The sequence below is a fragment of the Myxococcus sp. RHSTA-1-4 genome (assembly GCF_020037125.1).
Taxonomy (GTDB): domain Bacteria; phylum Myxococcota; class Myxococcia; order Myxococcales; family Myxococcaceae; genus Myxococcus.
In genome coordinates this window covers 205,905-222,474 of the sequence record NZ_JAIQDG010000007.1, presented here as the reverse complement: position 1 = coordinate 222,474, position 16,570 = coordinate 205,905, and the positions used below count along the sequence as shown (strand labels likewise).

13 protein-coding genes are annotated in these 16,570 nt (G+C 72.2%); 8 read left to right on the top strand and 5 right to left on the bottom strand.

Going from position 1 to position 16,570, the window contains the following annotated elements:
- Positions 1-24: 24 nt before the first annotated feature.
- Both K8638_RS12950 and K8638_RS12945 read right to left on the bottom strand, forming a co-directional pair.
- Complete coding sequence (locus tag K8638_RS12950) at positions 25-1,470, bottom strand: sigma-54 dependent transcriptional regulator (protein WP_223754799.1); 1,446 nt, start codon at positions 1,468-1,470, stop codon at positions 25-27.
- Positions 1,460-2,803 (bottom strand): HAMP domain-containing sensor histidine kinase, encoded by a 1,344-nt coding sequence (locus K8638_RS12945; protein WP_223754798.1) that lies wholly within the window; start codon positions 2,801-2,803, stop codon positions 1,460-1,462. Before K8638_RS12945 ends, K8638_RS12950 begins: the two co-directional genes overlap by 11 nt.
- Before the next feature lie 773 nt (positions 2,804-3,576).
- Here K8638_RS12945 and K8638_RS12940 point away from each other — a divergent pair.
- The 5 genes from K8638_RS12940 to K8638_RS12920 are packed head-to-tail and all read left to right on the top strand — an operon-like array spanning position 3,577 to position 8,634.
- Positions 3,577-4,641 (top strand): HlyD family secretion protein, encoded by a 1,065-nt coding sequence (locus K8638_RS12940; protein ID WP_223754797.1) that lies wholly within the window; start codon positions 3,577-3,579, stop codon positions 4,639-4,641.
- Positions 4,638-5,411, top strand: a complete 774-nt coding sequence (locus K8638_RS12935; RefSeq protein ID WP_223754796.1) for an ABC transporter ATP-binding protein — start codon at positions 4,638-4,640, stop codon at positions 5,409-5,411. Before K8638_RS12940 ends, K8638_RS12935 begins: the two co-directional genes overlap by 4 nt.
- Positions 5,408-6,346, top strand: a complete 939-nt coding sequence (locus K8638_RS12930) for an ABC transporter ATP-binding protein (RefSeq protein ID WP_223754795.1) — start codon at positions 5,408-5,410, stop codon at positions 6,344-6,346. The genes K8638_RS12935 and K8638_RS12930 overlap by 4 nt, the downstream gene beginning before the upstream one ends.
- Positions 6,347-6,352: 6 nt before the next feature.
- On the top strand, positions 6,353-7,483 hold the full coding sequence (locus K8638_RS12925; protein ID WP_223754794.1) for an ABC transporter permease: 1,131 nt from the start codon (positions 6,353-6,355) through the stop codon (positions 7,481-7,483).
- A 14-nt stretch (positions 7,484-7,497) separates the two neighbouring features.
- On the top strand, positions 7,498-8,634 hold the full coding sequence (locus tag K8638_RS12920; protein ID WP_223754793.1) for an ABC transporter permease: 1,137 nt from the start codon (positions 7,498-7,500) through the stop codon (positions 8,632-8,634).
- A 15-nt stretch (positions 8,635-8,649) separates the two neighbouring features.
- Here K8638_RS12920 and K8638_RS12915 read toward each other — a convergent pair whose 3' ends face one another.
- A complete protein-coding gene (locus K8638_RS12915; RefSeq protein WP_223754792.1) occupies positions 8,650-9,957 on the bottom strand; it encodes a hypothetical protein in 1,308 nt (435 codons plus the stop codon).
- 132 nt (positions 9,958-10,089) lie between these two features.
- Here K8638_RS12915 and K8638_RS12910 point away from each other — a divergent pair, with 132 nt between their 5' ends.
- The gene (locus tag K8638_RS12910) at positions 10,090-10,716 is read left to right on the top strand and encodes a DUF2267 domain-containing protein (RefSeq protein ID WP_223754791.1); all 627 of its coding nucleotides are present in this window, start codon (positions 10,090-10,092) and stop codon (positions 10,714-10,716) included.
- 403 nt (positions 10,717-11,119) lie between these two features.
- Here the strand turns inward: K8638_RS12910 and K8638_RS12905 are convergent, their stop codons facing one another.
- A complete protein-coding gene (locus K8638_RS12905; RefSeq protein ID WP_223754790.1) occupies positions 11,120-12,349 on the bottom strand; it encodes a low specificity L-threonine aldolase in 1,230 nt (409 codons plus the stop codon).
- Between the two features lie 218 nt (positions 12,350-12,567).
- Between K8638_RS12905 and K8638_RS12900 the strand changes: the two genes are divergently transcribed.
- Complete coding sequence (locus tag K8638_RS12900; RefSeq protein WP_223754789.1) at positions 12,568-13,821, top strand: glycosyltransferase; 1,254 nt, start codon at positions 12,568-12,570, stop codon at positions 13,819-13,821.
- Positions 13,818-15,182, top strand: a complete 1,365-nt coding sequence (locus tag K8638_RS12895; RefSeq protein ID WP_223754788.1) for a cytochrome P450 — start codon at positions 13,818-13,820, stop codon at positions 15,180-15,182. The genes K8638_RS12900 and K8638_RS12895 overlap by 4 nt, the downstream gene beginning before the upstream one ends.
- Before the next feature lie 6 nt (positions 15,183-15,188).
- Here K8638_RS12895 and K8638_RS12890 read toward each other — a convergent pair whose 3' ends face one another.
- Positions 15,189-16,529: a condensation domain-containing protein gene (locus tag K8638_RS12890; protein WP_223754787.1), complete on the bottom strand. Its 1,341-nt coding sequence runs from the start codon at positions 16,527-16,529 to the stop codon at positions 15,189-15,191.
- Between the last annotated feature and the right edge of the window lie 41 nt (positions 16,530-16,570).

The following is a 16,570-nucleotide window of genomic DNA, read 5'->3' as shown; positions in this document are numbered from 1 at the left end:
GTGCGTCCGCGGGCGCCCTGGCAGTCACGCCCCGTCGTCCGGGGCTCCGTCCAGCCCGTACTTGCGCAGCTTGTCGTGCAGCGTGGCGCGGCCGATGCCCAGCCGCCGCGCGGCCTCGCTGCGGTTGCCTCCGGCGATGCGTAGCGCGTCGAGGATCAACCCCCGCTCGTACGCCTCCACCCGCTCCTTGAGGCCCGCGCCGGCCATGTCGTCCCGGGGCTCGCCGCCTCCCGCGGAGGCCGCCGCCGGGGCACCGCCCTCCCCGGCTCCGGGTGCCGGCGCGTCCGGGACGGGCAGCAGCCCCAGGTCCAGCTCGCCCTCGCTGGAAAGGGCCACCAGGCTCTCCAGCGTGTTCTCCAGCTCGCGCACGTTGCCCGGCCACGGCAGCGCGCGGAGCTTCTCGAAGAAGCCCTCGGGCACCTTCAGAGGTCCGGTGTGGAAGCGGTCGCTGAAGCGGTCCAGGAACATCCGCGCCAGGACGGGGATGTCTTCCGGACGCTCGCGCAGCGGAGGCACCCGGAGCTGCACCACGTTGAGGCGGTAGTAGAGGTCCTCGCGGAACGCCCCTTCCGCGGCCCGGCGGCGCAAGTCGCGGTGCGTGGCGGCGATGATGCGCACGTCCACCTTCACAGGCCGGTCCTCGCCCACCGGCCGCACCTCGCCCTCCTGCAGGACGCGCAGCAACTTGGCCTGGAGCGGCGGGGCCAGCTCGCCCACCTCGTCCAGCAGCAGCGTGCCGCCGTCCGCCTCGCGGAACAGGCCCTGGCGCACGCGGTTCGCCCCGGTGAAGGCGCCCTTCGAGTGGCCGAACAGCTCCGCCTCCGCCAGCTCCTCGGTGAGCGCCGCGCAGTTGAAGCGCAGGTAGGGCCCCTTCGCGCGCGGCGAGGCGCGCACCAGCGCCTCCGCCACCCGCTCCTTGCCCGTGCCGCTCTCACCGGTGATGAGCACCGTCACGTCCCGCGAGCCGGCGCGCTGGACGAGCTGCGCCAGCCGCCGCATCGCCTCCGAGGCGAACACCAGCGAGCGGGACAGGTTCAGCTCGCCCGCCAGCCGCTCGTTCTCGTCGCGCAGCCGCACCGCCTCCAGCGCGCGGGACACCACGGCGAGCAGCTCGTCCACGTCGAAGGGCTTGCGGAAGTAGTCGTACGCCCCGGCCTTCATCGCCTCCACCGCGAAGCGCTCCGAGCCATGCGCGGTGACGACGATGACCCTCGGCGTCTGCGGCAGGCCTTGCAGCCGCTTCACCAACTCCAGGCCGTCCATCCGCGGCATGCGCAGGTCGGTGATGACCAGCTCGTACGGCCGGGCCGCCAGCATCCGCAGGGCCGCCTCGCCGTCCTCCGCGACTTCCACCGTGACTCCGGGCAGGCTGCGGAGCGTCTCTCGCAGCGTGAAGCGCACGCCCGCGTCGTCGTCCACCACCAGGACGTGGTTGGACGGCTCCGGCGGCGCGCCCGGCTCACCCGGCATGGGCCACCTCACGCGCGGGCACGGGCCGCAGGGTGTCCGCGGGCAGCTCGCGCGGCAGCACCAGCTTCGCGATGCACCCGCCCCCCGCCCCGTTTTCCAGCGTGACTTCGCCCCCGTGCTGGCGCGCCAGCGCGCGCGCCACCGTCAGTCCCAGCCCGGAGCCCTTCGCCTTGGTGGTGACACCCGCGTCGAACACGCGCCCGGCCACCTCCCGAGGCAGCCCCGGCCCCTCGTCCTGGATGGACACCCGGGCCTCCCCGAGGGACGTGCCCCCCACGTCCACCGTCACCCGTCCTCCCTGGGAGCTGGCCTCGATGGCGTTGTGGAGCAGGTTCATCACCACCTGCTTCACCTTGCGCGAATCACACACCGCGTTCACCGGGCCCGTCCCCACGCGCTCCAGCCGGATGCCGCGCTCCGCGGCGAGTCCTTCGTGCAGCACCAGCGCCTCGTCGCATAGCGCCGCCAGGTCCACCGAGCTCACCGACAGGGGCACGAGCGGCCGGGAGTAGTTGAGGAACTCCTCCAGGATGCCCTGCATGCGGACCACCTCCGTCGACAGCACCTCCAGGCGCTCGGCGGGCTGGGCGCGGCCGGCCTCGCGCACCATGAGCTGGGTGAGCCCCTTCACGGTGGCCAGCGGGTTCTTCAGCTCGTGGGCAATCTCACCGGACAGCGCCTCCAGCGCGCGCGTGTACGTGCGGTGGGTGGCCAGCAGCTCGTCGCGCTGCGCCAGCGCCTCGATGAGCATGTCGTCGAAGGTCTTCCGGATGATGACACCCAGGGCGTTGACCAGGACGAGCAACAGGAGCATCAGCACCGCCACCGCGATGAGCATGGCCCGCGGGGGAGACCCCAGGAAGGACAGGGGAAGCCCCGGAAGCCAGCCGCCGAGCTGCCCCACCGAGAGCAACGACAGCGCGCTCATCTCCGCCAGGAACACCTTCACGTGACGGGCCCTGGGAAGGCCGATGGCGCCCACGAAGGCCAGGACAATCACCAGGGGCAGCAACGGGCTGGCGAGCCCGCCGGTCCCCACGATGAGGCAGTGGAGGAACACCACGCCGAAGAGGAGGTTGGTGGGCACGGTGCGCGCCGTGAACTGCTCCCGGTTGAAGCGCCGCAGCTCGTAGACGAAGAACGAGAGGGCGCACACCACCAGCGTGCCCATCCAGGCCAGCCGCCACGGCTGGGGGTCCAGCAGGGCCGACCCCGCCAGCGCCACGATCAACACCGCGCCCACGGTCGCGCGCAGCCGCACCATGTGGCCGAAGATGCGACCGATGTGCTTGAGCTGGATGTCGTTGAAGCTGCGCTTCATCCGCGCGTCCATGGCCGCTCCCTTCCGCTCACGCCTCCATGCTCATGGTATGCCGGCCCGGCCGCCTTCAATCACCCGAAGCGAGGGCGGGGCCGCGCGCCGCTTTCCACGTCCCCCCTGCCCTCCCGCCTTGGGGGCCGGCGAAGACGGCTTCCTCGAGCCGGGGGACACTCGCCGCCCGGTGCCCGCCTTCCCGTCCGCCTTCGGGCCCCGGAGGGCCGGGACGCGTGTACCCGCTGGCGGCCGCCGGCGCGTCTTCGGTGATGGCCTCGGGGCGGGGCGCGCCGGCCGCGGGAACGGCAGACAGAAGAACAGGTACATGTCGAGCAGCATGGGGGCGTCTTCCCCTTCCTCGGGTGCGCACGGGATGTGGCGCCCGTCTCGCTGAGCAATGGCGATGCCACCGGCGGGCGGCGCCGGCGGGCCTCCCCCTCCTCATGGGAAGAGGACGGGCGCAAGGTGCCACGCCCCCCCCCATGCGAGCCCGTGAAGAAGCATGAAGAAGAGGTGATGAAGGACCCTCTCCCCTCGACGGAGCCCCGCGTTCGGAGGATGCGCAGCTTTCGCTGAAACGGGGTGGCCGCCCGGCGGAAGTGAATGGCGCGGCTGGAGGGACCGGGCGAGGCCCTGCCGGGCTTCCGGCGGGGGTGCCGGATTTCCGGCGGGGGCATCGCGCGGGCTTCCGGCACCTGGGCACCCACCCCGACGGACATGGACACGGCATGGGCCTTGCGATGGGCCGCCATGTCACCGCGCGACATGCCGCGGCTTCGAGGGGAGAGTCCATGCGACGTGCCGTCCTGCTGTTCGTGGCCCTGGTGGCCGTACTCGGTGGCCTGCTGGGGTTCCGCATCCTGCGCGACCGCCGGGCCGCGGAGGCCCCCCCCGGAGGCTCGGGCGTGGTGGAGGGAACCAGCGTGGATGTCCGGGCCCGCATCAATGCTCGTGTGCTCGGCAGGCATGTGGAGGAAGGCGCCCGGGTGGACAAGGGAGCGCTGCTCGTCACCCTGGACTGCACGGAGCCCGAGGCGGGCCAGGCGGAGGCGGAGGCACGGCTCTCCATGGCCCGGGCGCAGGCGGACGCGGCGCGGGCCGCCGCCCAGGCCGCCATCCGCAACAGCGAGGCCGTCGCGGCCCAGGCCGAGGGCAGCCAGGCGCAGATCGCCTCGCTCGCGGACCAGCAGGGACTGGCCCAGCGGCAGGCGGAGCGGCTGGAGAAGATGGGCGCGGCGACCACGGAGGCCGCGCTGGACCAGGCGCGTGCCCAGGCCGCGGCACTGGAGCAGCAGCTCGCGGCGGCCCGTCACTCCAGCACGGCCGCGGGGCGTCAGGCCCGCGCCGCCACCGAGCAGGAGCGCGCCAGCCAGCAGCAGGCGGAGTCCGCGGTCCGCGCCGTGGAGGCGGCCGAGGCCACGCTGCGCCGCGCCCGGGTGTCCGTGGCGGAGTGCGAGCTGCGCGCCCCCATGGCCGGCACGGTGGAGACGCTGGCGCTGGAGCTGGGAGAGCTGGCCCTGCCGGGCGCGGTGGTGGCGCGGCTGGTGGATACGCACCGCCCCAAGGCGACCTTCTATCTGCCCAACGCGGAGCTGGCCGCCGCGCACCCCGGGCAGGAGGCCACGGTGCGCGCGGACGCATACCCCGACCGCACCTTCCCCGCCCGGGTCGTCACGGTGTCGCGCGAGGCGGCCTTCACGCCGCGCAACGTGCAGACGCGCAGCGACAGGGACCGGCTCGTCTATCCCGTCGAGGTGCACATCGACGCGCCGGAAGGGCTGCTGCTCCCGGGCATGCCGGTGGAGATTTCCCTGAGCGCGGCGCGGGAGCCCGCGGTGGCGGAGCAGCGGCCATGAGCGCGGCGCCGGAGGGAGACGGAGCCCCGGACGTCGCGCTGGAGGAGGTCCGGCGGAGCTTCGGCGCCACCCAGGCCCTGCGGGGTGTGTCGCTGGCCGTGGGCCGGGGCGAGGTATACGGCCTGGTGGGCCCTGACGGCGCGGGGAAGACAACGGCCATCCGGCTCATGGCGGGCCTGCTGCGGGCGGACGGGGGCCGGGTGCGGATGCTGGGCGAGGACCCGACGCATCCACGCTCCCAGGTGCGGGAGAGCCTGGGCCTGGTGCCCCAGCGCAACACGCTCTACGGCGACCTGAGCGTGGACGAGAACCTCCACTTCTTCTCGCGGCTGTTCGGCCTGTCGAAGGAGGACTTCGCGGCGCGGCGCGAGCGGCTGCTCGACATCACCCGGCTGGGGCGCTTCACGGGGCGGCGCGCGGACGCGCTCTCCGGAGGCATGTACAAGAAGCTCGCGCTGGCCTGCGCCCTGCTCCACCGGCCGCGCGTGCTGCTGCTGGACGAGCCCACCAACGGCGTGGACCCGGTGAGCCGCCGTGAGCTGTGGGAGCTGCTCTACACGCTGGTGCACGAAGGCATGACGCTGGTGGTGTCCACGCCGTACATGGACGAGGCGGCGCGCTGCCACCGGGTGGGGCTGCTCTACGCGGGAGAGCTGATTGCCGAGGGCGGCCCCCGGGAGCTGGCGCGGCGGCACGGCGTGGCGGCCTCCAACTTCGAGGCGGTGTTCCTGGCGCTCGTCGAGCGGCGCAACGGCGGGAGGGCTGCATGAGCACGGCCATCGAGGTGGAGCACCTGACACGGCGCTTTGGTGCCTTCACGGCGGTGAACGACGTGAGCTTCACCGTGGGCACCGGGGAGATCTTCGGCTACCTGGGCGCGAACGGCGCCGGCAAGTCCACCACCATCCGCATGCTGTGCGGACTGCTGAAGCCCACGGACGGCCACGCGCGGGTGGCGGGCCACGACGTGGGCCACGAGCCGGAGCGCGTGAAGGAGCGCATCGGCTACATGTCCCAGCGCTTCTCGCTGTACCTGGACCTGACCGTCCGGGCGAACCTGGAGTTCTTCGCCTCCGCGTACGGGGCGCACGGCCGGGAGCTGGAGCACCGCATCGGCGAGATGCTGGAGCGGATGCAGCTCACCGCCATCCAGGACGAGGTGACGGGCTCGCTGCCGGGCGGCATGCAGCAGCGCGTGGCGCTGGCCAGCGCCGTGCTGCACCGGCCGCGCATCGTCTTCCTGGATGAGCCCACCGCGGGCGTGGACCCGGTGCAGCGGCGCTCCTTCTGGGCGCTCATCCGCGAGCTGGCCGCGGGGGGCACCACCGTCTTCGTCACCACGCACTACATGGACGAGGCGGAGTACTGCGCCCGCATCGGCATCATGGTGGACGGCCGGCTGGTGGCGCTGGACACGCCGGAGGGGCTGAAGCGCACGCACGCGCCGGGACGGGTGCTGGAGGTGCGGGGCCCGAAGCTGGCGCCGGCGCTGGACGCGCTGCGCGGTGAGCCGGGCGTGCTGGACGTGAGCCGCTTCGGCGCGGGCGCCACGGTGCGGGTGGACCCGGAGCGGCTGCCCGGAGAGGCGCTGGGCCACTGGCTGCGGGCGCGGGGCGTGGACCCGCTGGAGATGGAGGAGTCCGCGCCCACGCTCGACGACGTCTTCCTGGCGCTCACGGCCGGGGCCCAGCGAGGGGAGGACTGAGCCACCATGGCCTCTTCACACGCGAGCCGCACGCTGGGACGCATCCTCGCCATGGCGGGCAAGGAGGTGCTGCACATCCGCCGTGACCTCCGCACCCTCTACCTGGCGCTGGCCATGCCGGTGCTGCTGCTGGTGCTGTTCGGCTTCGGCATCAGCTTCGACGTGGACCACCTGGAGCTGGCGGTGGTGGACCAGGACCGGACGGCCGTCTCGCGCGAGCTGGTGCGCCAGGTGACGGCGTCCGAGGAATTCGTCGTGGCCTGGGAGGGCACCTCTCCCGAACAGGCCGTGGCGGAGCTCCGGCGCGGGCGCGCGGTGGCGGTGATGGTGCTGCCCCGGGGCTTCTCCGAGGACGTGGCGCGCGGCGGGGCGCAAGTGCAGTTGCTGATGGACGGCGCGGATGGGAACACCGCCACGCAGGCGCTGGCCAAGGCCCAGGCGCTGGTGGACGTGGCGGGCCGGAAGCTCGCGGGAGCGGCCTTGCCCGCCCCCCCGCTGGAGGTGCGGGTGCGGACGCTGTTCAACCCCAACGGGCGCTCGGCGCTGTTCCTGGTGCCGGGGCTGGCCGCGTACCTGCTGGCGATTGTCGCGGTGCTCATCACCGCGCTGACCGTGGCGCGCGAGTGGGAGCGGGGCTCCATGGAGCAGCTCTTCGCCACGCCGGTGGGGCGGCTGGAAATCGTCGTGGGCAAGCTGCTGCCGTACCTGGGCATCGGCCTCCTCCAGGTGTTGCTGGTGCTGACGGTGGGCGCGTGGGTGTTCGACGTGCCGGTGCGTGGCAGCCTGGTGGCGCTGGGGCTGGGAGCGCTGCTGTTCCTGGTGGGCATGCTGGGCCAGGGGCTGCTCATCTCCGTGGTGACGCGCAACCAGGTGGTGGCCACGCAGGTGGCGACGATGACGTCCGTGCTGCCGTCCCTGCTGCTGTCGGGCTTCATCTTCCCCATCGAGAACCTGCCGCTGCCGCTCCAGGTCCTCAGCCGGCTGATTCCGGCGCGCTACTTCGTGGCCACGCTGCGGGGAGTGCTGCTGCGGGGCAACGGCCTGGACGTGCTGTGGCCACAACTCGTGGCGATGACGCTGTTCGCCGCCCTGATGCTGACGGTGGCCACGCGCCGCTTCCAGCGGCGGCTGGACTGAAGGGAGGCCGGGACATGCATCCGCTCGTCGTGCAGTACCGCGCGGTGGTGGTGAAGGAGGTCCGGCAGACCGTGCGCGACAAGCGCGTGATGGCGCTGCTGACGCTGGTGCCGCTGGTCCAGCTCTTCGTGCTGGGCTTCGCGGTGAACTTCGACGTGCGCCACGTGCCCACGGCAGTGGTGGACCGGGACGGCACGGTGGAGAGCCGCGACCATGCCCGCACGCTGCTAGCCGGGGACACGCTGGACCTGAAGGCGGAGGTCCGTGACGAGCAGTCCGCGGAGGAGCTGGTGGAGCGCGGCGAGGCGTCCGTGGCACTGGTGTTCCCTCCGGACTTCGAGGAGCACGTGCTGCGCGGGAGCGGCGCGCGGGTGCAGGCGCTGGTGGACGGCTCGGACCCGGTGCGCTCGGGCGTGGCGGCGGACGCGGTGGCGCGGCACGCCGCGCTGCGGGCCTCCCAGCACCTGCGGGAGCAGGCGCGAGTCCGAGGGGAGACGCCACCCCGCCCGGCTGTGGAGCTGGTGCCGCGCGTCCTCTACAACCCGGAGCTGGCCACGGCGGTGTACGTGGTACCGGGCATCGCGGCGATGCTGCTGCTCATCGTCACCACCATCATCATGGCCATGGGGCTGGCGCGCGAGCGGGAGAGCGGCACGATGGAGCAGCTCCAGGTGACGCCCCTGCGGCCGGGCATCCTGATGGCGGGCAAGGTGACGCCCTTCCTCCTCATCGGCCTGGTGGACGTGGGGCTCGCGCTGAGCGTGGGGGCCTGGGTATTCGGCGTGCCGCTCCGGGGCAACCTGGGGCTGGTGGCGCTGGCCACCCTGCTCTACGTGCTGTCCACGCTGGGCACGGGGCTGCTCATCGCGACGCTGAGCCGCACGCAGCAGCAGGCCTTCGTGGGAGGCTTCCTCTTCATGCTCCCGGCGGTGCTGCTGTCGGGAGTGATGACGCCGGTTCGGGCCATGCCGGACTGGCTGGCGTGGGTCACCTACCTCAATCCGGTCCGCTACTACGTGGAGGTGCTGCGCGGCGCCCTGCTCAAGAGCGCGGGCCTGCCGGACCTGTGGCCCCAGGTCCTGCTGCTGGCCGTCTTCGGCGCCATGGTGATGGCGGTGGCGTCACGCCGGTTCCGCAAGACGACGGCGTGAGGCCCGCGGCACCGGCTACTTCGGACCGGACTCCGCGGTGCCTCCCGAGCCGGCGCCCAGCTTCTGCTTCAGCGCCTCCAGTCCCTTGCCTCCCGCCTCGCGGGCCGCGTCGAGCGTGTCCGAGGCGCGCGCGCCCACGCCCTGACGCACCCGGTCCATCCAGGTGATGGGCGCGTAGACCTGCTTCGCCCGCTCGGGGCCCAGCACGGTGACGAGAATCTTCTCCGGCCCGCCTGCCCGGGCGATGAGCGCCTGTCCCAGGATGAGGGCCGCTCGAGCCTGGAGGAAGATGGGCACCCGGTCGCCGTGCTTGCGCATCTCCTCCGCGCTGGCGTGGACCTCCTGACGCTCCTTCTCGCCGACGTACGGACTGGCGGCCAGCTTGTCGAGGTACTTCGCGGACTCCTCGTAGCGCTCGCGGCGGAAGTGGATGAAGGCCCAGCCCCACCACGTCAGCTCGTTCTCCACGCCCAGCTTCTCCAGCGAGCGCAGGCCACGCTCGATGTCATCCTCGGCGGGGCGCTCGCGCTTGAGCGCCATGCGGTTCCACGCGCGCAGGAAGTAGCCTGCGGCCAGCAGCGTCTCGCGGGACTGCTCGGAGGTGGTGTTCTCGAACGCGGGGAAGTCCTTCACGGGCAGCGCCTCGACCTCGGAGAGGTAGGCGTTCAGCTCCTCTTCCGCCGCGTAGTGGTAGCCGGCCTCGCAGAAGGACAGGCCTCGGCTGGCCCGGACCGCCACGCGCAGCGACGGCATCCACGTGGGCTGGGGCGTGGCGCGCGACAACTCGTAGAACACCAGGTCGGTGGCGGGCACCCGGTTGCCCCGGTCCGCGCTGTCGAGCACGAGCCAGGCCAAGGAGAGGAAGGCATGCTCCTGCCCGGCGTCGTACCCCGGGAGGGGCGGCGGCTCCTGGGGCAGCCAGCGGCTCCACAGCAGCGGGAACTCGTCCTCGTCGCGCTTCTCGAGCGTCTTCTTGGCCTTGTAGAAGGCAACGCCCAGGTCCAGGTACGTCCTGGCCACGCGGCGGGCCTCCTCGTCCGTGACGGCCTTCTCCGGAAGGGCCCGCGTCTCGGCGACGGCCTTCCAGAGCGTGGCGATCTCCTCGGGCGCGTTCGGCTGGCCTTCGGCGCGAATGGTCAGCTTGAGGGCGCGGTAGGGCACCAGCGCGTACGAGTCGCGAATCTTCTTTTCGATCTCCGCGCGCTCCGCGGCGGCCCGCTCTGCGTCCGTCTTGCGGCAGCCGCTCAGGACGGACAGGAACACGAGGAGGAGCGCCGCGGTGCGGGTGCAGCGCTTTCGAGAGACAGGGAGTGCGAGAGCCATCTGGCCGGGACGGTACCACGAGCCCCCTCCCCCTCGCTCCGAGGGCATTCCGGGAGGCAAGCCCTCCTCCGTGTGCATGCGCCCCCGTGCATGCATAGACTCCGGGGAACGAAAGCCGCGAGGAGGTGGACGATGACGCACGACGAATTCCTGTCCCGGCTCGCCGAGCGAGCGGGCCTCCGGGACACCGAGGAAGCGGCCCGGACCGCGCGCGCCGTGCTGGGTGTCGTGGGCACACGGTTGGACCGGAGGGACCTCCAGCTCCTCACCGAGGACCTTCCCGCGCCCATCTCCGAGTTGCTGCGGAGCGACACTCCCGGTCAGGACTTCGACCTGAAGGAACTGTACGCGCGCGTCGCGGGCCGCGAGCACGTCCGGCCGGGCTTCGCCATGGAGCACACCGGCATCGTCTGCCAGGTCCTCGCGGAGGCGCTCTCGGAGGGCACGCTCCACCGGCTCCACGAGAACCTGCCCGCGCCGCTCGCCGGCCTCTTCACGCCACGTGAGCCCCGCGAGCGCTTCGAGTACGTCCACCTCGATCCGGCCCGCGGAACGCTCGCCGAGGGCCGTCCGGGAAGCCGGCATCCGCTGTCCGAGTCCCGGCCCGAACGGACGCACACGCACTCCGTGGCGAGGTCCGACAACCCGCACGGAGACACGAAGCTCTCCAGCGCGTCGGGACTCACGCAGGAGCGCGAGCACGAGACGCTGGCGACCGGACATCCCCGGACGGGGCCCACGCGGCGCGGCGAAGACTGACGGCGAGGTTCCGGTGGCCGTGGTGACGGTAGTTCCAGCCTCCTCGGGCTTCCAGTTGTCGGGTTACGCCGCCTCTCCCTGGATGGAGACGCGGAGCCCCCGGTGGGTCACCCGGATGTGCGGACGTCCGAACCATCCGCAGTGCTTGCAGACGGCGTTCGGACCGGACGCGGACACGCGAACCGGCAGGTCCGCGGCACAGACAGGGCATCCCTCGGGGATCTTGTAGTCGAGCGGTGTCGTCTGAACTTCGGTCATGTTCCAGAGGTAACGCAGTTCGGAGCCTCCGCAAGCCACGGCGGCCGGAAGCGTCCGCCACGCCCCTCTTCGAGCCCGCCCGGCTGCTCTCCGTTCAGCCGGCCGCGTCATCCTTGAAACGGGAGGCGGGCAGCCGTCACACGGCTCAGGCCGCTTCGAGCAGGCGCAGGAAGGCGCGAGCCGCCTCCGCGTCGCGAATGCCGGACACGCCCTCCCCGAGCTGGAGCTCCGTCTCCACGACGCCGGGCACGCGCGTCTGGCTGAAGCCATTCGCCACCCAGATTCTGTCCTCGCGAGCGATGCGAGCAACCTGCCGGTACAGGGCCGCCGGGTCCGCCCGCAGGAAGACGCGGAACATGTTCGTCTGGACGGGGCGTGGCAGCACGGTGATTCGGGAGTCCGCCGCCAGGAGCTCGGTCACCGCCTTCGTCCGCTTGACGTACTCCGGGATGCGGGCCAGCACGTCATCCAGCCGCATGGCCGCCGACGCCACGTACGGGTACATCTGGAACACATTCCCGCCGTGCCGGTGGCGCCAGGTGCGCGCGGCGCTGATGAAGTCCTTCCCGCCGACCACCATCGCCCCGCCGAGCGCGCCCACCATCTTGTAGAAGGACACGTAGACGGAATCGAAGCCACGGCAGATGTCCGCGAGCGAGCGCCCGTAATAGGGCTGGCACTCCCACAGCCGCGCGCCGTCCATGTGGAGCTTCACGCCCTTCTCGCGGCACGTGCGCTTGAGCTCCTCCAGTTGCTCCCACGTCTGGAGCTGGCCTCCCAGCCACCGCACCGGCAGCTCCACACTCACCGTCCCGAGTGGCTCACGCGCCTCGAGCACGTCGCTGGCCAGCAGCGGCCGGCTCCACGGAGAGATGATGACGTCGCGCAGCCCGTGCAGGACGGAGTGGCTGTCATTCTCGTGCAGCACGTGGTGGGAGGACGGATGCACCCCGAAGGTCCGGAGCCCTCCCGCGTCCGCGTACAGCCGCAGCACGATGAGCTGGCCCATGGTGCCGGTGGGCATGAAGCAGCCGTCCTCGAAGCCGAGCAGCCCCGCGATGCGCTTCTCGAAGGACTGGACGAGTTCGCCCTGCCCGTAGATGTCCCCCGAGAGGCCCTGGCGCTGCATCCACTGACCGATGCGGACCAGCTCTGCGCCCGCGTCCTTGGGAGTGCCACTGGCCAGGGAGCCACGGCAGTCGCGGCGCAGCTTGTTCATCTCCTCCCGGGAAGGCCCCGCCCCGGGCTCGGACCTCCCCGCGGGCGCGGAAGGCGGTGGCGTGGCGGCCTCCGCGGTGCCTCGCAGGAGCGTGGAGCCGGACAGCAATCCGGTGAGGGCGAGGAACTCGCCCCGGCTGAACTGGCGTGAGGTCATCGGGTGCACACCTTCCTGGGCGCAACGGTGTCCGGGAGGGCGAACCTACCCCGCGCGAGGACACGCGGCACCCGGTACCTTCGGTGGACACGCTCCGGACCCCACCCCTGCTCACAGGGAGTTGACACGGCGGGTCGACAACATGCGTCACGAGTGGACGGCGCGGCCACCGGGAAATGTCCGGCGCGAAGTTGAAGGTGATGTCATATTCATGTGCCATGCGCATCACGATCATCACGTTCGGGACGGAGGGGGACGTCCGCCCCATGGTGGCGCTGGCGGAGGGCCTCGCCCGGGCGGGACACACCCCGGTGCTGGTGGCCGACCCGGCGTTCGCGCCGCTCACGGAGGGGCGTGGCATCGAGTTCAAGCCCCTCTCCGGAGACATCCGCGCCACCACGGCCAGCTCGGAGATGGAGGCGCTCTTCACCCGGGGCCTCAACCCGGCGGAGCTCTCGCGCATGATGGCCCGCCTCGCCATCGACCACTCGGAGTCGTGGGCCGAGCAGTTCCTCGCGGCGGCCCGGGGCAGCGACGCCATCATCGCGATTGGCCTGGGGTTCTTCATCGGCCTGGCCATCGCGGAGAAGCTGGGCATTCCCGCCATCGGCGCGGGCCTGCAGCCCGTGTCCCCCACCGGCCGGTTCCCACCGCCGCTCATTCCCCCACCCCGCCGTCCGCTGCCAGGGGTGGTCAATCACTCGCTGCACGTGGCGATGCGGCAGCTCGTCTGGCTCAGCTTCCGCCGCATGGTCAACCAGGCGCGCCGCAACGTGCTGGGACTCGGGCCCTGGTCGCTCGTCCATCCCGGCCACGTCATGTTGAAGCGCCGCTGGCCGGTGCTCTACGGCTTCTCGCCCGTGGTCGTCCCGCCGCCGTCGGACTGGCCTGACCTCATCAAGGTCACCGGCTACTGGTTCCTGGACGGGGCCAATCACTGGAAGCCGCCGGCGGCGCTGCTCGACTTCCTCGATGCCGGGCCGGCGCCCGTGTACGTGGGCTTCGGCAGCATGGGCGGCTTCGACCCGGTGGAGACGAGCCGGCTCGTCGTTCGCGCGCTGAACGGCCGGCGCGCGGTGCTGGCGGCGGGCTGGGGCGCGCTGGACCGGAACGCCCTCCCCGACACCGTGCACTTCCTCGAGTCGGCGCCGCACGACTGGCTCTTCCCCCGGATGTCGGCCGTCGTGCACCACGGCGGCGCCGGCACCACGGCCGCGGCGCTCCGCGCGGGCGTGCCCATGGTCACCGTGCCCTTCCTGGGTGATCAACCCTTCTGGGGATGGCGCATGGAGCAACTCGGTGTGGCGCCGGGCGCGATTCCGCGCAAGCAGCTCACGGCGGAGAACCTCGCGGCCGCGATTGCCGCCACCGGCCGGCCCGGGCTGCGAGAACGGGCCGAGCAGCTTGGCGGGCTCATCCGCGCCGAGGACGGCGTGGCCCGGGCGGTGCGGATCATCGAGGGCATGCGATGAACGCCGTGCGAGAGGCACCGGGCCCGAAGGGCCACTGGTTCTGGGGCAGCCTGCGCGAGCGGCGGAAGGAGTCGCTGAGCTTCTTCCTCCGGATGCACCGCGAATACGGCCCCGTGGCGCAGTGGCGCATGGGGCCTGTCAACCGGGTGATTTCCCTGGTGGATCCGGAGCACGTGCGTCACGTCCTGGTGGAGCACGTGGGCCGCTACACGAAGGGCGCGGGCGCGCAGCGGCTGAGCGCGATGCTCGGCAATGGGCTGCTGACCAGCGAGGGAGACTTCTGGAAGCGGCAGCGGAGGCTCGCCCAGCCCGCGTTCCATCGCGAGCGGCTGGTGCCGATGGTGCGGGTGATGGAGGAGGAAGGCCGGCGCATGCTGGAGCGCTGGCGGGAGCGCCCGGACCCTTCCGCGCCGCTGGACCTGGCCGAGGAGATGGCCAGGACGACCCTCTCCATCGCCAGCCGGGCCCTCTTCTCCACGCAGGTGATTGGCGAGGCGGGCCGCGTCCTTCCCGCGCTGACGGTGGCGCAGCAGGAGGTGAACGGGCGCGTCCTCGCCCTGCTGCCCCTGCCGCTCGCCCTTCCCACACCGGGCAACCGCGCCTTCCTGCGGGCGCGCCGGACGCTCGACGCCGTCGTCTTCGACATCATCGCCCGCCGCCGGAGAGGAGAGACGACCGGACAGGACCTGCTGGCGATGCTGATGGAGGCGCGCGATGCCGACACCGGCGAGGGCATGACGGACGCGCAGCTCCGCGACGAGCTGATGACGCTCTTCATCGCCGGATATGAGACCACCGCCAACGCGCTGTCCTGGACCTGGTCGCTGCTGTCCCAGCACCCGGAGGTGGAGGAACGGGCGCGCGCGGAGGTGGCCCGGGTGCTCGGCGAGCGGGCGCCCGAAGCCGAGGACATCCCCAAGCTGCGCTACCTCTCGCAGGTGCTGGAAGAGAGCATGCGCATCCACCCTCCTGCCTGGGTCCTGGTGCGGCAGGCGCTGGAGGAGGACGTGCTGGACGGCATCCGAATCCCCGCGGACCCGCGCCTCATCGTGGCCATCTCGCCGTGGACCCTCCACCGCCAGCCGGACCTCTGGCCGGACCCGGAGCGGTTCGACCCGGACCGCTTCTCACCGGAGCGCGCGGCGGGACGCCCCCGCATGGCCTACCTGCCCTTCGGCGCCGGACAGCGCCTGTGCATCGGCACCCACTTCGCCATGATGGAGATGGTGCTGCTGCTGGCGCAGGTGCTCCGGCGCTACCGCCTCAGGCGCGTGCCCGGCACGAAGGAGCACGAGGAGCCCCTGGTGGCGCTCCGTCCCAAGGGGGGAGTGCCCATGTTCCTGGAGCCCCTCGCCTCCTGAGCGCCATCATCCGATGGCCGCCCGCAGCCGCTGCTCGAAGCGGCCCAGGAGCGACTCGGCGAGGGCCGGCGCGATGTTGCGCCGGTCATAGACGGTGTGGGCGCGCAGCCCGCCGCACGTGCTGACCGCCATCACCACCGCCTGGTTCGGCAGCGGTCCACCCAGGAAGCCCAGGCCCTGGAGCGTCAGCTTCCGCCCGGGCTCCGGCGTGGGCAGGCGCCCGATGTTGGTGATGACGCTGTTCCACGGGAAGCGCATCATCCCCTCGATGAGGCCGAGGCCGCTCTCCTTCTCCAGGCTCGGAGGCGTCTGCGCGTAGACCAGCTCGTGCAGGAGGTGGGCATTGCCCAGCTCGGCCTGTTGCCGGACATCCTGCGTCACGGTGCGGGCCAGCTCCCAGAACGGCTCGTGGTTGCTCACGCGGATGCGGCTGACCACGCCTGACAGCCGCACCGCGACGTCCTCGGAGTCCGTGGGGCTGTGGCGCGCGCCGCGCAGGTCCACGGGCGAGCCGAGCGACAGCACCACCGGCTGCCGCGGTGCCAGGAACTCCGCATGCAGCGCCCCCAGCCAGGCCGCGCCCAGCGCTCCGTGGACCGTCGCGCCGTTGCGCCGGCAGGCCTGGACCAGGGCCTCGGTCTGCTCGGGCGACAGCTCCAGCTCGTGGTGGCCATTCTCGCGCGTCAGGCGCAGCACCTCGCACAGTCCCGGGACCACGTTGCCGGGAGCCAGCGTCTGCGCCCGTGCCCGGATGTCCGCGACCACGGTGGCGAAGTGGTGGGCCTTGTCCGGCGCGCCGAAGGCCTCGGGCCGATAGAACGACTCCTGCGCCGGTGGCGGCGCGCTGGGACGAGGGGCCACGCCCTGGTCCAGGAAGCGGATCAGCTCCGTCATCAGCCTCGCGCTCGAACGGCCGTCGGCGATGGCGTGGTGGAACGTCAGCCCCACCCACGTCCGCGCGCCGTCACCGGACACGTGCGCCCGGAACAACGGGGCACTGCCTTCCGGGAAGGGCCTGTCCAGCTCGCGCAGCCAGTGGGTGCGCAGGTTCTCCGGCTCGATTCGCACCAGCTCCGGCGGAGCCGCGTCCACCGCCTCGAAGCAGGGACGCCCCAGCGCCGCGTCCTCGACGATGCGCGCCCGCAGGATGGGATGGGCCTCGATGAGCGCCGCGAGCCCCCGCGCGAGCTCCTCCTCCGAGACCGCGCCGGTGAGCTCCGCGTAGGCCACGAAGTTGCCGCAGATGACCCTGTCGATCTGCCAGAAGAGACACTCCGCCAGCCCCAGCGGCCGCCGCCAGGCGGTGGCCGACTCCGGGTTCGATGAAGGGACGGGCTCTGCACTCATGAGGGACCTCCGCGCGAGGGCTTCGTGCCGCACCGCGCCAC

Excerpts from the sequence above, each read along its gene's own strand:
- K8638_RS12915 (WP_223754792.1), bottom strand. The coding sequence starts at position 9,957 with ATGGCTCTCGCACTCCCTGTCTCTCGAAAGCGCTGCACCCGCACCGCG.
- K8638_RS12910 (WP_223754791.1), top strand. The coding sequence starts at position 10,090 with ATGACGCACGACGAATTCCTGTCCCGGCTCGCCGAGCGAGCGGGCCTC.
- K8638_RS12920 (WP_223754793.1), top strand. The coding sequence starts at position 7,498 with ATGCATCCGCTCGTCGTGCAGTACCGCGCGGTGGTGGTGAAGGAGGTC.
- K8638_RS12895 (WP_223754788.1), top strand. The coding sequence starts at position 13,818 with ATGAACGCCGTGCGAGAGGCACCGGGCCCGAAGGGCCACTGGTTCTGG.
- K8638_RS12950 (WP_223754799.1), bottom strand. The coding sequence starts at position 1,470 with ATGCCGGGTGAGCCGGGCGCGCCGCCGGAGCCGTCCAACCACGTCCTG.
- K8638_RS12940 (WP_223754797.1), top strand. The coding sequence starts at position 3,577 with ATGCGACGTGCCGTCCTGCTGTTCGTGGCCCTGGTGGCCGTACTCGGT.
- K8638_RS12925 (WP_223754794.1), top strand. The coding sequence starts at position 6,353 with ATGGCCTCTTCACACGCGAGCCGCACGCTGGGACGCATCCTCGCCATG.
- K8638_RS12900 (WP_223754789.1), top strand. The coding sequence starts at position 12,568 with ATGCGCATCACGATCATCACGTTCGGGACGGAGGGGGACGTCCGCCCC.
- K8638_RS12945 (WP_223754798.1), bottom strand. The coding sequence starts at position 2,803 with ATGGACGCGCGGATGAAGCGCAGCTTCAACGACATCCAGCTCAAGCAC.
- K8638_RS12905 (WP_223754790.1), bottom strand. The coding sequence starts at position 12,349 with ATGACCTCACGCCAGTTCAGCCGGGGCGAGTTCCTCGCCCTCACCGGA.
- K8638_RS12930 (WP_223754795.1), top strand. The coding sequence starts at position 5,408 with ATGAGCACGGCCATCGAGGTGGAGCACCTGACACGGCGCTTTGGTGCC.
- K8638_RS12890 (WP_223754787.1), bottom strand. The coding sequence starts at position 16,529 with ATGAGTGCAGAGCCCGTCCCTTCATCGAACCCGGAGTCGGCCACCGCC.
- K8638_RS12935 (WP_223754796.1), top strand. The coding sequence starts at position 4,638 with ATGAGCGCGGCGCCGGAGGGAGACGGAGCCCCGGACGTCGCGCTGGAG.